Consider the following 14574-nt stretch of genomic DNA (forward strand, 5'->3'; position numbering starts at 1 on the left):
AACATGACGCGTCAAATCAAGGTTGTTTTCCTGCGCGAACAACGCCGCGCATTGGAGCGAAAGAATCGTCGAGGCTTCACGCTGATCGAACTGATGATCGTTGTCGCGATCATCGGCATTCTTGCCGGCGTCGCCATCCCGCAGTACCAGGACTACATCGCGCGGTCCCAGTTTGCCGAAGGCATGAGCCTGGCCTCCGGGCAGAAAGCCGGCGTGATCGAATCGTTCGCGGCGGCTGGCGCCTGCCCGAACAATGCGAGCGCGGCCGTCGATGGCGTGCCCGTGGCCTCGGCGATCAAGGGGAGCTATGTACAGAGCGTCACCACGGGTGGCACGGCTTCCAATGCTGGCGGCTGCACGATCATCGCCAAGTTCAAGGACGAAGGTATTACCAGGGGCCTGCTCGGCAAGCAGGTGACGTTGACTATGGGTAATGCAGACGGCGGATCGGTGACGTGGCAGTGCGAGTCTTCGGCGGACAAGCGGTACGTGCCGCAGGCCTGCGCGAAAGCGAGTGAGTCGGGTAAGACAACTACGACGACCACGGGCTGAGGTAGCTAGCATTACGTCCCGCGCCGGGATGCCGATGGCATGGATCGGAGGCATCTGATCCGCGTATCGGCAACGGGCGAGGCATCGCACAATTGTGCCTTTTCGTCGCACATACCAGCGATTGCGACGTTCCTCCGCGACTTGTGCAACGTCAATTTCTACGCGACCAACTCCCTGGAAGATGCCTCGGGCCGGGCGGCACTCAAGCCGTCCCGGCCAGATGCCAACAACAACTTCCCAGGGGGTCATATGCAATACCGGGTCTCATCCCAACGTTCGCAAGCGCGTGCACGGCGCCAGGCAGGCTTCACACTGATCGAACTGATGATCGTCGTCGCGATCGTCGGCATTCTTGCGGTGATCGCGGTTCCGCAGTATCAGGACTACGTGGCCAGGGCGCAGTTTGCCGAGGGCCTCACGCTAGCTTCGGCGCAGAAGGCGGCGGTCGTCGAATCGTTTTCGCAGCGTGGTTTCTGCCCGAGCAATTCTTATAGTGAGTACGACGGTATTCCCGTGTCTGGGCACATATCCGGCTCATATGTTCAGTCTGTAATAGTAGGCGGATCTGCGACGGAGGGCGGGGTTGGTTGCACGATCACGGCAACCTTCCGGACTGAGAACGTCTCGCCGGGGCTCAGCGGAAAAACGCTAACACTGACGATGTTTGGCGGCAGTAGCGGCTCCATCGCGTGGCTTTGTAAGTCCGATGCCGAGAATCGATACATTCCTCGATCCTGTACTTAATTAATCCGGGGGCGGTCTAGGCCGACTGCCTGGGACGAATGTAGTGTTGGCCTGTAGTACGCGAGCGCGTGGCCCATCCGCTGGTTCGAAGAACACCTTGGTGCAGGCGCCTGGTCCTACCGCGCTGCGGGGGCTCATACCTCCAAGTCATCGCCGATCTACGTCACCGATCTTTCGGCACCCCCACTGTGCCGCGCTATCATGTCGCCTTTGCCCCTGATTGCGCGCGAATGCCGGCACCTCGAGCTACGCTTCCCGCGACGGCGATCGTCGTCGCATTTACCTTGCCCCTGCTGGTTTCGAAGCACACGCTGCCGCTTGCCACGTTCTATGGCGAGTGGACGGCCGGATTGCTTGGCGTATTCCTGATCATCGCCCTGGCGCTGAGGCCAAGCCAGTCGGGCTCGAGAGCGTCCAGGTCGTTCCCGTGGATCATGCTGCTGCCGATCTGGTTGATTGTCACGACTGTCGCGCAAGCCGTCACGGGTATGGTCGATGTCACCGGCAGCCGTCAACTCACGCAAATCGTGCTGGCGCTGGGCGCGGCGCTGATGTTGGCCGCATGGCGTGCCAGCCAGTCGATGTCGACCGACGAGCGCGCGAGTATTGTCGATTCGCTCGCGATCGCCTTCATGATTGCGGGGCTCCTCGGCACGCTGGCGCAATGGGTGCAAGTCTTCCATCTGGAAGACCAAGCGTTCAACCTCGTATCTGAATATTTCTACGACAACAACCGCCGCCTCTGGGGCAATCTGAACCAGCCGAATCATCAGGCCACGATTCAGGGCCTGGCACTGGTGGCTTCGGTGTGGCTCGCCACGCGTGGGTGGCTGCGGTTTCCGGGCTGGCTCGTCGCGGTGCTGCTGCTGGAAAGCGGCATCGTGTTGAGCGGGTCGCGCACGGGCGTGCTGCATATCGGATTGGCTGCGCTGTACGCGCTGATCGCCGCGCATCTGGCACGGGGCACACCTCGCGGCACGGATCCGATGCATCGCGCGCCGGGGCTGATTGTCGCGGCAGTGCTGATGGTCGTCGGCATCGTGGTGCTCCAGCCAGCCATCAAGCACGCTGGTCAGTTGTTCGACTGGCGGCTGTTCGACACCGTCGCGCAACTCCAGTCCGGTGATCAGGTTTCCGCCCGCGGCGCCTTGTGGGCACATGCCTGGGCGATGTTCCGCGCGCATCCACTGCTTGGGGTTGGCTATGGCGAGTTCGGCTGGGCCCAGTTCCAGCAGATGGCCGAGGTTGGCAAAACGGCCGAGATGTCGCTGCATGCGCATAACGCAGTACTCGATCTGCTGGCCAAGACGGGTCTGGTCGGTACGATCGGCGTGGCGCTGGTACTGGTAGGGTGGCTCTGGCGCGTGGTGCGCGATCGGATCTGGGCAGCTTCGTCGAGCGAGCGCGCCATGGCCGTGCCGATGCTGTTCTGGCTGGCGATGTATGGGGCGCACTCGATGCTCGAGTATCCGCTGCACTACCTGTACTTCTTCCTGCCGTTCTGTTTCCTGCTGGCGTGGCTGGAGCCGTCCGGCTTTGGCAAGCGCTTGCCGCGTGCCGTTCCGGCGATAGCGTGTGTGTTGTTCATCGTTGTGTCCGCCTTCTTGCTTGTGACGCTCTGGCAGGACTACAAGCGTGTCGAGGCACGCGAGTATGCGCATGAAGATAAGCGGGATAGCCTGCCGATGCCCAGGCTCTGGTTCCGCCAGCACGCGGCATCGGACACCGTCGAGCACGCCAGGATCACGCCGGACAATGCTGCCAGCTTGCTGCCGGCGCATATGGCCGCATTGCATCTGCTGCCAACGCCGAACCTCATCGGGCGCACCGCCTGGTTGCTCGCGTTGACCGGTGATCAGGCGAAAGCACGCCAGTGGGTGGAGCGCTTGCCGTACTACTTTCAGGGCGACGAGGCGACGATCTTAGAGATGCTCTCACGCGACTGCGACGCGTTAGGCGCCGACCGCAGGCCCCGCGAGTTCTGCGCCTGGGCGCGCCTGCGCGCCCGGCGCGGTTGAAGCGCGTTCGCGCCGGCAGTATTCAGCGAACGTAGCCAGGCGGCGGAGGCGGCGGATAGTAAGGCTGGTAGTTTGCCGGAGGCATCGGCTCGTGCGCGGGCCCGGGCGGCGGTGCTGACACCATCTGCCCGTACACCGGTACGCGATTGCCGGTCGCGTACATGCACTGGACGTATGCGGCGTCGTACTGGCGCTGCGTGCCGTAGGCGGAGTTATAGGCGGCACCAGTGCCAACGGCCGCGCCCGTCAACATGCCGGCGCCCGCACCCACGGCCGCGCCGCTGCCGCCACCGAATGCCGCGCCGGCTGCGGCGCCGAGCGCCGTACCGACCACCGTGCTCCCAACCGCTGCTGCGTTTGCGTTCTGCTGAGCCGTGGTTCCGCCGATCTGTTGGAAGGCGAATTGGCGGCAGTTGTAGTCGTCACCGCGGAACTGGTCGAACGTCTTGTTGGAGCCTGGCAACGCCATCACCGTAGGCCCGGATGGCATCACCGCGCAGGCTCCCAGGCCCAGCGAGGCTGTCGTGGCCAGGGTCAGCAAGCTCAGGGTACGCAAGTTCATGAAGACACTCCGGGGTTAGAGGGATTCGAAGATGACGGCTGCTGAGGCGGCACGCGTTGCCATCCTCCGGGGCAATCCTTGACGTAGGGGTAATAGCCCTCCGGCCGGCTGCAGTGGTACCACCACGCATTGGCGTCGCCGGGCGCGCCGTGGTTGCTCACGTTGCCCTGTTCGACGTATTGCGGAGGCTCGGAAGGGGCGACTGCTGCGGCGGGCGGATAGTAAGGCGGGTAGTAGCCGGGATAGTAGTAAGGACCATAGGGCGCATACCAGCCGGGGCCCCAGCCCCATCCAGGACCCCAGCCCCAGCCCCAACCCGGTCCGACGACGACGCCGACACCAACATGCGCGTGTCCGCCGCCACCGCCATGTCCACCGCCGTGCGCCTGCGCGGACGTGCTGACGAATGCCAATGCCGCCGCTGCCACCAGCGCTATCTGGCAAAGCTTGCGCCCGTTCATGATGTACCCCCTGCCTGGCCTGTCTCGCTGTTAACGCATCTTGTCCTGATCTCGCGTACCGAGGCCAGCGGCGCGCGTCAATCCAATTACATTGAATAGCAATTTGCCTCAGGCAGGGGTGGCCCGGGTCATTCCGAAATGTGGCGTTACCTTTATTACGGGCGGGATATGCGGTGACAGGTACGTGGCGGTTCGGTGTCGTGAATCACGATACGTCCACGGTACGTCATGGGTGCCGGCTAATGTGGACAAGAAAAAGCCAGGGACGTTGCCCTGGCCTGGTATTCCGGCGCCCATCTCGCCACCTGTGAAGACGCCTTTCAGGCGCCGTCGGTGAATGCGTCTCGCTTGTCAATAGTGCTCGAGCCATCGCTGAACACATCACGTGTGCCAAGCACGCTTGCCCCATCGGTATAGACGTCAAAGCGGGTGGCCTTGGCGCCATCGGTGTACGGATCTGGCGTCCTCGCGCCATCCAGGTACATATCTCTCGGACCATTACCGGCGTGGGCCATGCCGGCACCTAGCGCGGCACAAGCGGCCGCTAGCATCAGGAGTGTCTTCACTTTTCCACCTCCCCTCAGGTGGCTGTTGTCCCCGGCGTTAAAGCGTTCGTTCCAATATAGGCGCGACGGTAGTGGGGGTCGAATGCAGTTACGACATTAATGTCATATGCGATATTTCGGTGGGACATAAGCGGCGTCGGTGACCGGGAACGCGAAGCCCGGCTACGCAGCCGAGTCGTTACGCGCCTCCCGCCACCCAATCCCCCGATTTGCCGCCGTGCTTTTCCAGCAGCTTCACGTTGCCCATCACCATGCCCCGGTCCACCGCCTTGCACATGTCGTAGATGGTCAGCAGGGCCACCTGCACGTCTTTATAAATCAACGACTTAGGGTGGGTTGACGTGGCAACTTCACTCGGTTTTTCCAACGCCGGTTGGACAAAATTTGGACAAGCTGAAAGCGCCTCGTCCGGGGCGGACTGTAGCGAATTCTAGGAGCGAGTTCAAGGGAAGCTGAGGGTCAACATACGTGTTTCATGCGCTCCTCTGGGGGACGTGGAAGCTTGGGCATAATGTATAGCGCAGCGTACTCAAACCATCTAGAAGCCAAAAATGAAGACCGTCCAATTTCCCCCATCAACCAATCAGAGGCAGGACGCAAGCGCAGTTCAGTGTGAGTCGAGCATCGTGGTTGTAGGCGCGAACGGCGCAGGGAAGACGCGTCTCGGTACTTGGATAGAGTTCTCAGGCCCCGACCAACGGAGGGTCCATCGGGTTGCCGCACAGCGTGCATTGAGTTTTCCCCCAAACATCAGCCCGACCAATACGGCGAATGCAGCGTTAGATTTTACTTATGGGTTAAACGCTCACCAATCCGGCATCCCTCAGGATCAATTTGAACAGAATGGCGTAGGGGTCCGGAAAGGATATCGATGGAATAACTCGCCAGAGACGTTTCTCCTGAATGACTATGCAGCCCTCGCCGTCCTGCTTTTCTCAGAGAATTACGACCAGACGCTAGATTATGTTGCGCGAGTTCGTCAGTCGCCGGAGCGCCTTGACCCGCCAATCACCAAGTTGGACAAGGTGAAGGAAATCTGGGAGGAGGTTCTGCCACATAGAAAACTTGTGCTCAAAAGTAGTGGTGTCTCGGCAAAAGCTCCTGGTGATGCTGAGGAGTACGCCGCCAGCTTGATGAGCGATGGGGAGCGTGTCGTCTTCTACCTTATCGGTCAATGCGTTTGTGCTCGCCCCGGGTCTGTTGTTGTCATTGACGAGCCAGAGATTCACCTGCACAAAGCGATTCAGACTAGGCTGTGGGATGCTATCGAGGTGGCACGACCAGACTGCACTTTCGTATATCTCACGCATGATCTTACTTTCGCATCTGAACGGACCGGCTCAACGAAAGTCTGTCTCAAGGGGTACGATGGCGTTGCGTTTGACTGGTACGAAATACCCCAGACCGAAGGCATCCCAGAAGACATCTTGCTGGAAGTGCTCGGAAGCCGGAAGCCAGTCCTCTTCGTAGAGGGTGTGCAGGGGGGGTGTCAGAATTTCCGTGTTCAAGGCGGGTTGAGAATCACACGGATGGTCGAACGAATCGATCCTGGTAGAGGATAGCAAATTGGTTCATTGCGTCCTTCCAATCTTTTGCGGCACGACCCCAGTCAGAGGTGATATTGCGTAGCGCCAGCCAGATAAGCTTAGTCGCTGCCTCGTCGCTCGGGAAGTGGCCTCGGGTCTTGATGATCTTGCGTAGCTGCGAATTGATATTTTCTATGGCATTTGTCGTGTAGATCACCCTGCGCACCGCCGGCGGAAATGCGAAGAACGGGATCACGCGGTCCCAGGCGTTACGCCATGAAGCGCTGACCGTCGGGAATTTCTGCCCCCATGGTCCCGCGGCAAACGTATTGAGCTCAGCTTCGGCGGCTTCCGCACTCGGCGCGGTGTAGATCGGCCGGATCGCGGCGGCTAGCGCTTTGCGATCTTTCCAGCTAGCGTAATTCAGGCTGTTGCGGATCAGATGGACGATGCAGGTTTGCAGCGTGGTCGCCGGGAATACTGCGCTCAGCGCCTCCGGCATGCCCTTGAGGCCGTCGGTCACTGCGATCAGAATGTCGTTGACGCCGCGCGTCTTGAGATCGTTGAAAACCTTCATCCAGAACTTGGCGCCTTCGGTGTTCTCGATCCACAGCCCCAGAATCTCGCGCGTGCCGTCGGGCAGAACGCCCAGCGCCAGATAGACCGCCTTGTTGCGTACGACGGCATCCTCACGGATCTTCACTCGCAGTGCGTCGAAGAACACGACCGGATACATCTGCTCAAGCGGCCTGGCTTGCCAGGCGGTGACTTCGGCCATGACCTCGTCGGTAACCGAACTGATGAAATCGGGCGAGACCTCGGTGCCGTATTGCTCCTGCAGGAAACCCTGAATCTCGCGCACGGTCATGCCCCGAGCGTACATGGCGACGATCTTGTCATCGAAGCCCGTGAAGCGCCGTTCGTGCTTTGGAATCAGCAACGGCTCGAAGCTGCCGTCACGGTCGCGAGGCACCTCGATTCGGATTGGGCCATCTTCGGTCAGAACCGTCTTCGCACCTTTACCGTTGCGCTGGTTGGTGACGGCGGCTGGTTTGGCTGCGCCCGGTGAATAGCCGAGATGATGATTCATCTCGCCGCCCAGGGCTCGCTCGATCAGCGCTTTCTTGAGTGCCAGGGTCGCGGCATGGATGGCTTCGGCCGTCATCGGGCCATTGCCGAACTGCTCAAGCAGCTCGGCGGGGATCGCCGGCAGCTCTGCCAGCGGGGCTTTCGGTTTGCGAGGCATACATTCTCCTTGGGAGCATGTTATGCCTTAAACACGAAATCTCCGACAGTCCCTGTGCAGGGCTCGCATGATCTTGAGATTTACCAGATGGCGTATCCAGGCTATACGGTCAAACCGCTTGGTAGCTGCGAAAAGGTACTCGAAGCAGTAAAAGTCTTCTCTTCGCTTGAGAGTCTTCACCATCTCGCATGTTGCGGAATTGTGGACCGAGACTACCGGGGTGAAGATGAACTTGCCTCATATCGTCGGCATGGTGTCTTTGCCCCTCAAGTTGCGGAGGTAGAAAATCTCTTTCTGGTTGAAGGTGTTCTCCTGGCCGTGGCGCGGTGGATGCACGTTGTGGACCCCGAAGCCAAAGTCTGGGAGATTAAGGCATGGGTGATTGGGGAGTTTGACAAGTTCAAGGAGAAGTTTGCCTTGGAGTCAACTCGCTATCATGTGAACATGGCTCTGAACAGCTTCGGCGGTGGTGGAAACAACCTTGAAGGTTACCTAGAGGAGTTCCATCAATTTACTTCTAGCATTGATCCCGCGGCCATCTATGCGGAGAAATTGGCTGATGCCACAAAGGCTATTCAGGAGGAGGACTTCGATTGGGTGGTCCGCAACTTCAACCATAAGAGCCTTGTGAATCAGGTAGGTAAGTTCTTCGATCTAAAGCCGACTAGCTTCTCAGATAAAGTGAAGACGCTAGTTAGGTCTGGAGAGTTCGGATCACTGGAGGCTATTCTCCAGCATCTACCATCGCTCTAACCCGAACACCAGCGTGTGGACAGGAAAGAGCTGCCTCTGAGGCCATGTTAGAGGCTGCCTACGAGGTACAGCGAGCCGCATAGCATCACGAAACTCGGCGAGAGGCTTCGCGTTCCAGGCGCTTTGCGAAGTCCTCCATCTTTCGTCTCAGTTCTTCACGCGCTGCGCTGACGACCGGGGTTCCATCCTCACATGCTCGAATGACCAGTATTGCTTCGTGACGGGTCAGCTTGTGGAAATTTGCAGAGACGTTCTCAGCAATAGCCTGCGCTCTCTCAGTTGAACCCTTGAACGTATCGTGCACGGCATTTAGCCAGGCATCGAATTCCGCTCTGCTCGGCATGGGCAACAGTGAACGAACCTCACCAAGTTTCAACGCCTCAATATCATTTAGAACACACTGCCACTCCACCGCGCTGGCGCGGGCATGGGCGAGGGCTTCTCTGCGCAATTTCAGGAGGGAGTCACGCCTAGTGTGCAAAAAGGCGGCTGAGCTTAAGCTCCCAGAGATGACCAGTGAGGCCAGCGAAATCCAAATAGAGGTTTCCATCACCAGATGGTAAAGCATGGCGACTACGGGATGGCCTCAAATGTCTGGCAGAAATTTCTTTGGGATCATCTGATCAGACCGGAAGACGAGTTACCCCCCCGTGGCCCTCCTCGCGCCAGCAGACGCACCCCAGCGATAGTGAACACGCGCAGCCCATTAGTCGCACGTGCGCGTACCCAATAGCTAGGGCTGCATGAATCCCTCTCAGGGAGGGGCTGGGTGCAGAGTGCCATGTCCATAGTGTTGATTTGCACTGAATCCTGACCCACCCACGGCAGGTATTTGCATCGAATGTTGACCCACGTATAGAACACTTGCCCGCTTGGGAACGAGCGGGAGTTCGGAGTGATCGACGTGGCCATACTGAGCATCATTCGACGCTGGCATCTTCGCGACCAGATCCCGCTGCGCGAGATCGCCAGACGCCTGGGTATTTCCAGGAATACGGTCAGGCGCTATCTGCGCACTGACGTCACAGCACCCGCCTACCCCACACGGCAGAGCCCGAGCAAGCTCGACGGCCATGCCGCCAAGCTCGCCGCGTGGCTCAAGACCGAGGCCAACAAGCCGCGTAAGCAACGACGCACGCTCAAGCAGATCCATGCCGATCTGTGTGCTCTGGGCTTCACGGGTTCCTATGATCGAGTCGCGGCGTTCGCGCGTCGCTGGCGTCAGGAACAGCAAGAGCAAGCGCGATCGTCGGGCCGCGGCACCTACATCCCCTTGCGCTTCGCCGAGGGTGAGGCCTTCCAGTTCGACTGGAGCGAGGACTGGGCCGTCATCGCCGGCGAGCGCACCAAGCTGCAGGTGGCCCAGTTCAAGCTGAGCCACAGTCGGGCCTTCTTCCTGCGCGCCTACCTGTTGCAGACCCACGAGATGCTGTTCGATGCCCATCACCATGCCTTTGTGGCGTGGGGCGGGATCCCGCGCCGCGGCATCTACGACAACATGAAGACGGCCGTCGACCGGGTGCGCCAGGGCAAGCTGCGCGACGTCAACCTGCGCTTTGGCACCATGGTCAGCCATTACCTGTTCGATGCCGAGTTCTGCAATCCAGCCTCGGGCTGGGAGAAGGGCCAGATCGAGAAGAATGTCCAGGACAGCCGTCACCGGATCTGGCAACGTGTTCCTGCCTTCGGCTCTCTGGCCGCGCTTAATGATTGGTTGGCCGACCAATGCGTGCGCCTGTGGCAGCAGACCCGCCACCCGGAGCTGGATATGACCATCTGGGAAGCCTGGTCACTGGAGCGGCCGCACCTGATGCCGGTGGGGCAGGCGTTCGACGGCTTTGTCGAACACACCAAGCGCGTGTCGCCTACCTGCCTGGTGAACTTCGAGCGCAACCGCTACAGCGTGCCTGCCTCGTTTGCCAACCGGCCCATCAGTCTGCGTGTCTATGCCACGCGGCTCTTGTTTGTCGCCGAAGGCCAGGTGATTGCCGAGCACGTACGGCACATCAATCGCGGTCACCATCCCGGCCATACGGTCTATGACTGGCGCCACTACCTCGCGGTGCTGCAGCGCAAGCCTGGCGCGCTGCGCAACGGCGCACCGTTCGCCGAGTTGCCAGAGGGCTTCCGGCGCCTGCAGGCTACGCTGCTCAAGCGGCCCGGCGGCGATCGGGAGATGGTCGAGATCTTGGCGCTTGTCCTATTGCACGACGAACAGGCCGTGCTGACCGCGGTGGAGCTGGCGCTCGAGGCAGGTGCCGCCTCCAAGCAGACCGTCCTCAATATCCTCAGCCGCCTGCTCGAAGGTGGACCGGTAGCCCCCATCACCACGCCTCAGGCGCTGGCTTTGCAGGTCGAGCCGCAGGCCAACGTCGCGCGTTATGACAGTCTGCGTGACCGGGAGGTGCCGCATGCAGCATGAAGCCATGATGGAGATGCTCAAATCCTTGAAGCTGCACGGCATGGCTCACGCGCTTGGCGACCTGGCGGCGCAGGACTCGCCGGCCTATCAGTCCGCCGTCGCCATTCTGTCTCGCCTGCTCAAGGCAGAAACCACTGAGCGTGAAGTGCGCTCGCTGGCCTATCAGATGAAGGTGGCGCGCTTTCCGGCCTACCGGGATCTGACCGGCTTCGACTTCAGTTGCAGCGAGGCCAACGAGGCGCTGGTGCGGCAACTCCACCGCTGCGAGTTCCTAGAATCCGCCCACAACGTGGTGCTGGTCGGCGGCCCTGGCACGGGCAAGACGCATCTGGGTACCGCCATCGGTGTACAGGCCGTGGAGCATCACCACCGCCGGGTGCGCTTCTTCTCGACCGTCGAACTGGTCAACGCACTGGAACTGGAGAAGGTCTCTGGCAAGCCCGGCCATCTGGCCACGCGACTGATGTACGCAGACCTGGTGATCCTCGATGAGTTGGGCTATCTGCCCTTCAGCCAGGTCGGTGGCGCATTGCTGTTTCATCTGATCAGCAAGCTCTACGAGCGCACCAGCCTGATCATCACCACCAACCTCAGCTTCGGGGAATGGTCCAGTGTCTTTGGGGATGCCAAGATGACCACTGCGCTGCTCGACCGCCTTACCCATCACTGCCACATTGTGGAGACCGGAAACGATAGCTATCGTTTCAAGCACAGCACCACCCAACCAAAAAAGGAGAAACGCACCGCAAAACAGCCCGCACAAAGCGACACCTAACAGCTTTTGGGGTGGGTCAATTTTCGATGCAAATCGTGGGTCAGGATTCGGTGCAAATCAACAAACGGTGGACTTGGAGACCTCACCAAGCCGCTTATCTCGATGCTCAGCTACAACCTTGGGGCTGAGGGTGGACATGCTGTACTCAGCCAGCCGGGACCGCTGCAAGGCACGCAATCTGATTACTTCGGTGTCGTGCCCTTTGTGCAGCGGGGAGACCTCCTCGATGTACCGCCCAATGACCTCCGCTAAGGTGGCCCGCTCGGCCTCCTGGCGGCTGACATGCACGCCACGGTCCATCTCGGACTCTATGGTGCGAGCCCAGCGTTCTGCCGCTCCCTTGGTTTCAAACGTGCCGACTTCAGCAGGGAAACCTTTGCGGGAAACCCGAGCCTGCCACACGTTACCTCTACGCCTAATTGATGCCATCGTTTGACCTCACTTGGACAAACGTTGGACAAACCGAAGTGAATGTGTCTATTGAGGCCCTTGCAGGGTTGACCTTCCGGGCCTCACGTTACCTAGCAGGTTGGCAAGATTGGGCTGCATTTGGCTAAGATTTCCCTTTGAAATCAAGCGCCCGCCACCCAATCCCCCGACTTGCCGCCGTGCTTTTCCAGCAGCTTCACGTTCCCCATCACCATGCCCCGGTCCACGGCCTTGCACATGTCGTAGATGGTCAGCAGGGCCACCTGCACGCCGGTCAGCGCTTCCATTTCCACGCCGGTCTGGCCGTGGGTCTCGGTGCGGACGATGCAGGCGATTGTCGAACTCGGTTCGTCGAGTGCGAAGTCGACCGCCACCTTGGTCAGGCCAATCGGATGGCAGAGCGGGATCAGGTCGGCGGTTCGCTTGGTGGCCATGATCGCCGCCACGCGGGCGATGCCGAGCACGTCGCCTTTCTTGGCGCTGCCGTCGCGCACCAGCGCGAAGGTCGCGGGCAGCATCGTGATCGTGCCGGTTGCCACGGCGACGCGATGGGTGTTGGCCTTGTTGCCGACGTCGACCATATGGGCTTGTCCGGCGTTGTCGAAATGTGTGAGCTGGCTCATGGCGAAACAGGAGGAAATGTGTGCTGGGGCTTGCCCGATGGGAACGTCATCCGCAGGCCGCTATCATAGCAACATGCCCAAGACCCTCCGGCCTTTCCGCCTGTCAGCCCGGCCGAGTGCTCGCCCACTCGCAGCCGCCGCGCCAGCCTCGCGCGCATCACATATGACGCGTGCGCTGGCCGCCGTGCTGGTGCTGACAATGGCTGCTCCGGCGTGGCCTCAGGGCGTGCAGGGAACGGGCGCAAAGCCGGCAGGCACGACGAGTATTGCCCCAGCCGCGCCACCCCCTCCAAGCGACGCCAGCGATCAGGTCTACGACAACCTCAACCGGAGCGTGCGGGCCGGCCAGAAGTCCGAATTCGGGCTGCGCAGCGCCAACACGGTGGTGGAGAGTTCAGGCAATCAGTTGCCCGATCTTGGTGATCCGTCGACGGCTTCGCTGTCGCCGGATATGGAGAAGCGCCTCGGCGACCGGATCATGCGCGACATCCGCCGGGATCCCGACTATGTCTCCGACCCGCTTATGAACGACTACCTGAATGCGCTTGGTTACAGGCTCGTCCAGGCGGCCCGCCGGCAGAACATCTCGGGCTCGAACGGTTCGGGCACCTTTGCCACCGGCTTCGAGCTGTTTGGCGTGCGGGATCGCTCGATCAACGCCTTTGCCATGCCGGGCGGCTACATCGGCGTGCATACCGGGCTGCTGGTGCAGTCGGAGACCGAATCCGAACTGGCGTCGGTGCTGGGGCACGAAATCGGCCACGTGATGCAGCGGCACATTGCGCGCGGCATCACCAATCAGAACCAGTCGATGTGGATCGCGTTGGCCTCGATGGTGCTGGCCGGCCTGGCCGCCACCAAGAGCGGCGATGCCGCGGCGGCGCTGGCGATGGGCGGGCAGGGCGCGGCCGTCGCGAACCTGCTTTCGTTTTCGCGCGGCGCCGAGCGCGAGGCTGACCGCGTTGGCTTCCAGATCATGACGGCGGCGGGATTCGATCCCCAGGGGATGCCCGACTTCTTTCAGCGTCTGCAACGCGTGATGGGCATTTCGGACAATTCCGTGCCGGCCTATGTGCGTACCCACCCGCTGACTTCCGAACGTATCGCCGACATGCAGGACCGCGTGAGTCACGTGCCCCCGCACAAGATTCCGAACACGCCCGAGTACGAGTTCGCCCGCGCGCGGGCACGCGTGATTCAGGAGCCCACACCGAACGATGTGCGCAACGTGCTGGCCGTCTTCCAGGCCCAGGTGAACAGCAACACGTCCGCGGTGCGACTGCCGGCGGTCTACTACGGCATCGCCTTCGCCAATCAGCGGCTGGGCCGTTTTGCCGATGCCGAGAAGGCGCTTGCGGAGGCGCGTCGCCTCTACGGAAATATCCCGGGTGCGACGTCGGGCAGTCCGATGCTGGATGTGATGGCGGTGGAACTAGCGCGTGCCGAGGGGAGGACGCAGGATGCGCTGACGCAGGCGATGGCCACGATGCGCGCGTTTCCGCTGTCTCACGCGGCGGCGCTGGCCTATGCCGACACGCTTGTCGCAGCGAACAAGCTAGACGATGCCGTAGCGTTCCTGCGGTCCCGCACGCGCGAGGAAACCAGCCGATCCGAATGGTGGGAACTGCTCGCGCGTGCCTACGCGGCGCAAGGCAAGCGCCTGCAGCAGCATCAGGCGATGGCCGAGAAGTATGCGATGGATGGCTCGTACCAGGCAGCTATCGAACAACTCCAGATCGCGCGCAAGGCCGGTGATGGCGACTTCTACACGTTGTCCGAAGTCGATGCGCGTCTGCATCAGCTACAGCTTCAGTTCAAGGAAGAGAAGCAGGACAACAAGGGGATGCCGAACTGATCGGCCTGGGTGATTGGCCCAGGCGTGGGGAGAGGAGAAAAG

At 60.9% G+C, this 14574-nt stretch carries 14 protein-coding genes and 1 pseudogene; 8 read left to right on the forward strand and 7 right to left on the reverse strand.

Going from position 1 to position 14574, the window contains the following annotated elements; translation table 11 throughout:
* Window positions 1-3 precede the first annotated feature (3 nt).
* The 3 genes from RMET_RS02390 to RMET_RS02400 all read left to right on the forward strand — a co-directional run bounded on the left by RMET_RS02390 (window position 4) and on the right by RMET_RS02400 (window position 3314).
* Window positions 4-552, forward strand: a complete 549-nt coding sequence (locus tag RMET_RS02390) for a pilin (protein ID WP_011515345.1) — start codon at window positions 4-6, stop codon at window positions 550-552.
* A 39-nt stretch (window positions 553-591) separates the two neighbouring features.
* Window positions 592-1296: a pilin gene (locus RMET_RS34360; RefSeq protein ID WP_269750006.1), complete on the forward strand. Its 705-nt coding sequence runs from the start codon at window positions 592-594 to the stop codon at window positions 1294-1296.
* 230 nt (window positions 1297-1526) lie between these two features.
* Complete coding sequence (locus tag RMET_RS02400) at window positions 1527-3314, forward strand: PglL family O-oligosaccharyltransferase (protein WP_011515347.1); 1788 nt, start codon at window positions 1527-1529, stop codon at window positions 3312-3314.
* A 22-nt stretch (window positions 3315-3336) separates the two neighbouring features.
* On the opposite strand, the gene RMET_RS02405 is transcribed toward RMET_RS02400, so the two are convergent.
* The 4 genes and pseudogenes from RMET_RS02405 to RMET_RS02420 all read right to left on the reverse strand — a co-directional run.
* Window positions 3337-3876: a glycine zipper family protein gene (locus tag RMET_RS02405; protein ID WP_011515348.1), complete on the reverse strand. Its 540-nt coding sequence runs from the start codon at window positions 3874-3876 to the stop codon at window positions 3337-3339.
* Complete coding sequence (locus tag RMET_RS31995; RefSeq protein WP_011515349.1) at window positions 3873-4337, reverse strand: hypothetical protein; 465 nt, start codon at window positions 4335-4337, stop codon at window positions 3873-3875. Before RMET_RS31995 ends, RMET_RS02405 begins: the two co-directional genes overlap by 4 nt.
* Before the next feature lie 320 nt (window positions 4338-4657).
* Window positions 4658-4903, reverse strand: coding sequence for a hypothetical protein (locus RMET_RS02415; protein WP_011515350.1), 246 nt, complete (start codon window positions 4901-4903; stop codon window positions 4658-4660).
* A gap of 178 nt (window positions 4904-5081) precedes the next feature.
* A pseudogene (locus tag RMET_RS02420) lies at window positions 5082-5210 on the reverse strand (cyclic pyranopterin monophosphate synthase MoaC); the annotation flags it as partial.
* A gap of 244 nt (window positions 5211-5454) precedes the next feature.
* Between RMET_RS02420 and RMET_RS32000 the strand changes: the two are divergent.
* Window positions 5455-6465, forward strand: a complete 1011-nt coding sequence (locus RMET_RS32000) for an AAA family ATPase (protein ID WP_082219892.1) — start codon at window positions 5455-5457, stop codon at window positions 6463-6465.
* Here RMET_RS32000 and RMET_RS02430 read toward each other — a convergent pair.
* Window positions 6425-7675 (reverse strand): IS256-like element IS1090 family transposase, encoded by a 1251-nt coding sequence (locus RMET_RS02430; RefSeq protein WP_011515352.1) that lies wholly within the window; start codon window positions 7673-7675, stop codon window positions 6425-6427. The genes RMET_RS32000 and RMET_RS02430 overlap by 41 nt on opposite strands.
* A gap of 87 nt (window positions 7676-7762) precedes the next feature.
* On the opposite strand from RMET_RS02430, the gene RMET_RS32005 reads away from it, so the two are divergent.
* A complete protein-coding gene (locus RMET_RS32005; protein ID WP_080710404.1) occupies window positions 7763-8428 on the forward strand; it encodes a DUF4435 domain-containing protein in 666 nt (221 codons plus the stop codon).
* Between the two features lie 85 nt (window positions 8429-8513).
* Here RMET_RS32005 and RMET_RS02440 read toward each other — a convergent pair whose 3' ends face one another.
* A complete protein-coding gene (locus RMET_RS02440; protein WP_011515353.1) occupies window positions 8514-8996 on the reverse strand; it encodes a hypothetical protein in 483 nt (160 codons plus the stop codon).
* Between the two features lie 327 nt (window positions 8997-9323).
* On the opposite strand from RMET_RS02440, the gene istA reads away from it, so the two are divergent.
* Together istA and istB are read left to right on the forward strand one after the other, a co-directional pair.
* Window positions 9324-10850, forward strand: a complete 1527-nt coding sequence (gene istA / locus RMET_RS02445; protein WP_011515355.1) for an IS21 family transposase — start codon at window positions 9324-9326, stop codon at window positions 10848-10850.
* Window positions 10840-11625 (forward strand): IS21-like element ISRme4 family helper ATPase IstB, encoded by a 786-nt coding sequence (gene istB / locus RMET_RS02450; RefSeq protein ID WP_011515356.1) that lies wholly within the window; start codon window positions 10840-10842, stop codon window positions 11623-11625. The genes istA and istB overlap by 11 nt, the downstream gene beginning before the upstream one ends.
* A 572-nt stretch (window positions 11626-12197) precedes the next feature.
* Here istB and moaC read toward each other — a convergent pair.
* On the reverse strand, window positions 12198-12677 hold the full coding sequence (gene moaC, locus RMET_RS02460) for a cyclic pyranopterin monophosphate synthase MoaC (protein ID WP_011515357.1): 480 nt from the start codon (window positions 12675-12677) through the stop codon (window positions 12198-12200).
* A gap of 163 nt (window positions 12678-12840) precedes the next feature.
* Between moaC and RMET_RS02465 the strand changes: the two genes are divergently transcribed.
* Complete coding sequence (locus RMET_RS02465) at window positions 12841-14532, forward strand: beta-barrel assembly-enhancing protease (protein WP_029310060.1); 1692 nt, start codon at window positions 12841-12843, stop codon at window positions 14530-14532.
* Window positions 14533-14574 lie beyond the last annotated feature (42 nt).

Source organism: Cupriavidus metallidurans CH34 (assembly GCF_000196015.1).
In the GTDB taxonomy this organism is placed as follows: domain Bacteria; phylum Pseudomonadota; class Gammaproteobacteria; order Burkholderiales; family Burkholderiaceae; genus Cupriavidus; species Cupriavidus metallidurans.

Bases quoted from the DNA above. Each gene is read 5' to 3' on its own strand.
- RMET_RS32005 (WP_080710404.1), top strand. From the start codon at position 7,763: ATGGCGTATCCAGGCTATACGGTCAAACCGCTTGGTAGCTGCGAAAAG.
- RMET_RS02390 (WP_011515345.1), top strand. From the start codon at position 4: ATGACGCGTCAAATCAAGGTTGTTTTCCTGCGCGAACAACGCCGCGCA.
- RMET_RS31995 (WP_011515349.1), bottom strand. From the start codon at position 4,337: ATGAACGGGCGCAAGCTTTGCCAGATAGCGCTGGTGGCAGCGGCGGCA.
- istB (WP_011515356.1), top strand. From the start codon at position 10,840: ATGCAGCATGAAGCCATGATGGAGATGCTCAAATCCTTGAAGCTGCAC.
- RMET_RS02465 (WP_029310060.1), top strand. From the start codon at position 12,841: ATGACGCGTGCGCTGGCCGCCGTGCTGGTGCTGACAATGGCTGCTCCG.
- RMET_RS02430 (WP_011515352.1), bottom strand. From the start codon at position 7,675: ATGCCTCGCAAACCGAAAGCCCCGCTGGCAGAGCTGCCGGCGATCCCC.
- RMET_RS34360 (WP_269750006.1), top strand. From the start codon at position 592: ATGGATCGGAGGCATCTGATCCGCGTATCGGCAACGGGCGAGGCATCG.
- RMET_RS02400 (WP_011515347.1), top strand. From the start codon at position 1,527: ATGCCGGCACCTCGAGCTACGCTTCCCGCGACGGCGATCGTCGTCGCA.
- moaC (WP_011515357.1), bottom strand. From the start codon at position 12,677: ATGAGCCAGCTCACACATTTCGACAACGCCGGACAAGCCCATATGGTC.
- RMET_RS02405 (WP_011515348.1), bottom strand. From the start codon at position 3,876: ATGAACTTGCGTACCCTGAGCTTGCTGACCCTGGCCACGACAGCCTCG.
- RMET_RS02440 (WP_011515353.1), bottom strand. From the start codon at position 8,996: ATGCTTTACCATCTGGTGATGGAAACCTCTATTTGGATTTCGCTGGCC.
- RMET_RS32000 (WP_082219892.1), top strand. From the start codon at position 5,455: ATGAAGACCGTCCAATTTCCCCCATCAACCAATCAGAGGCAGGACGCA.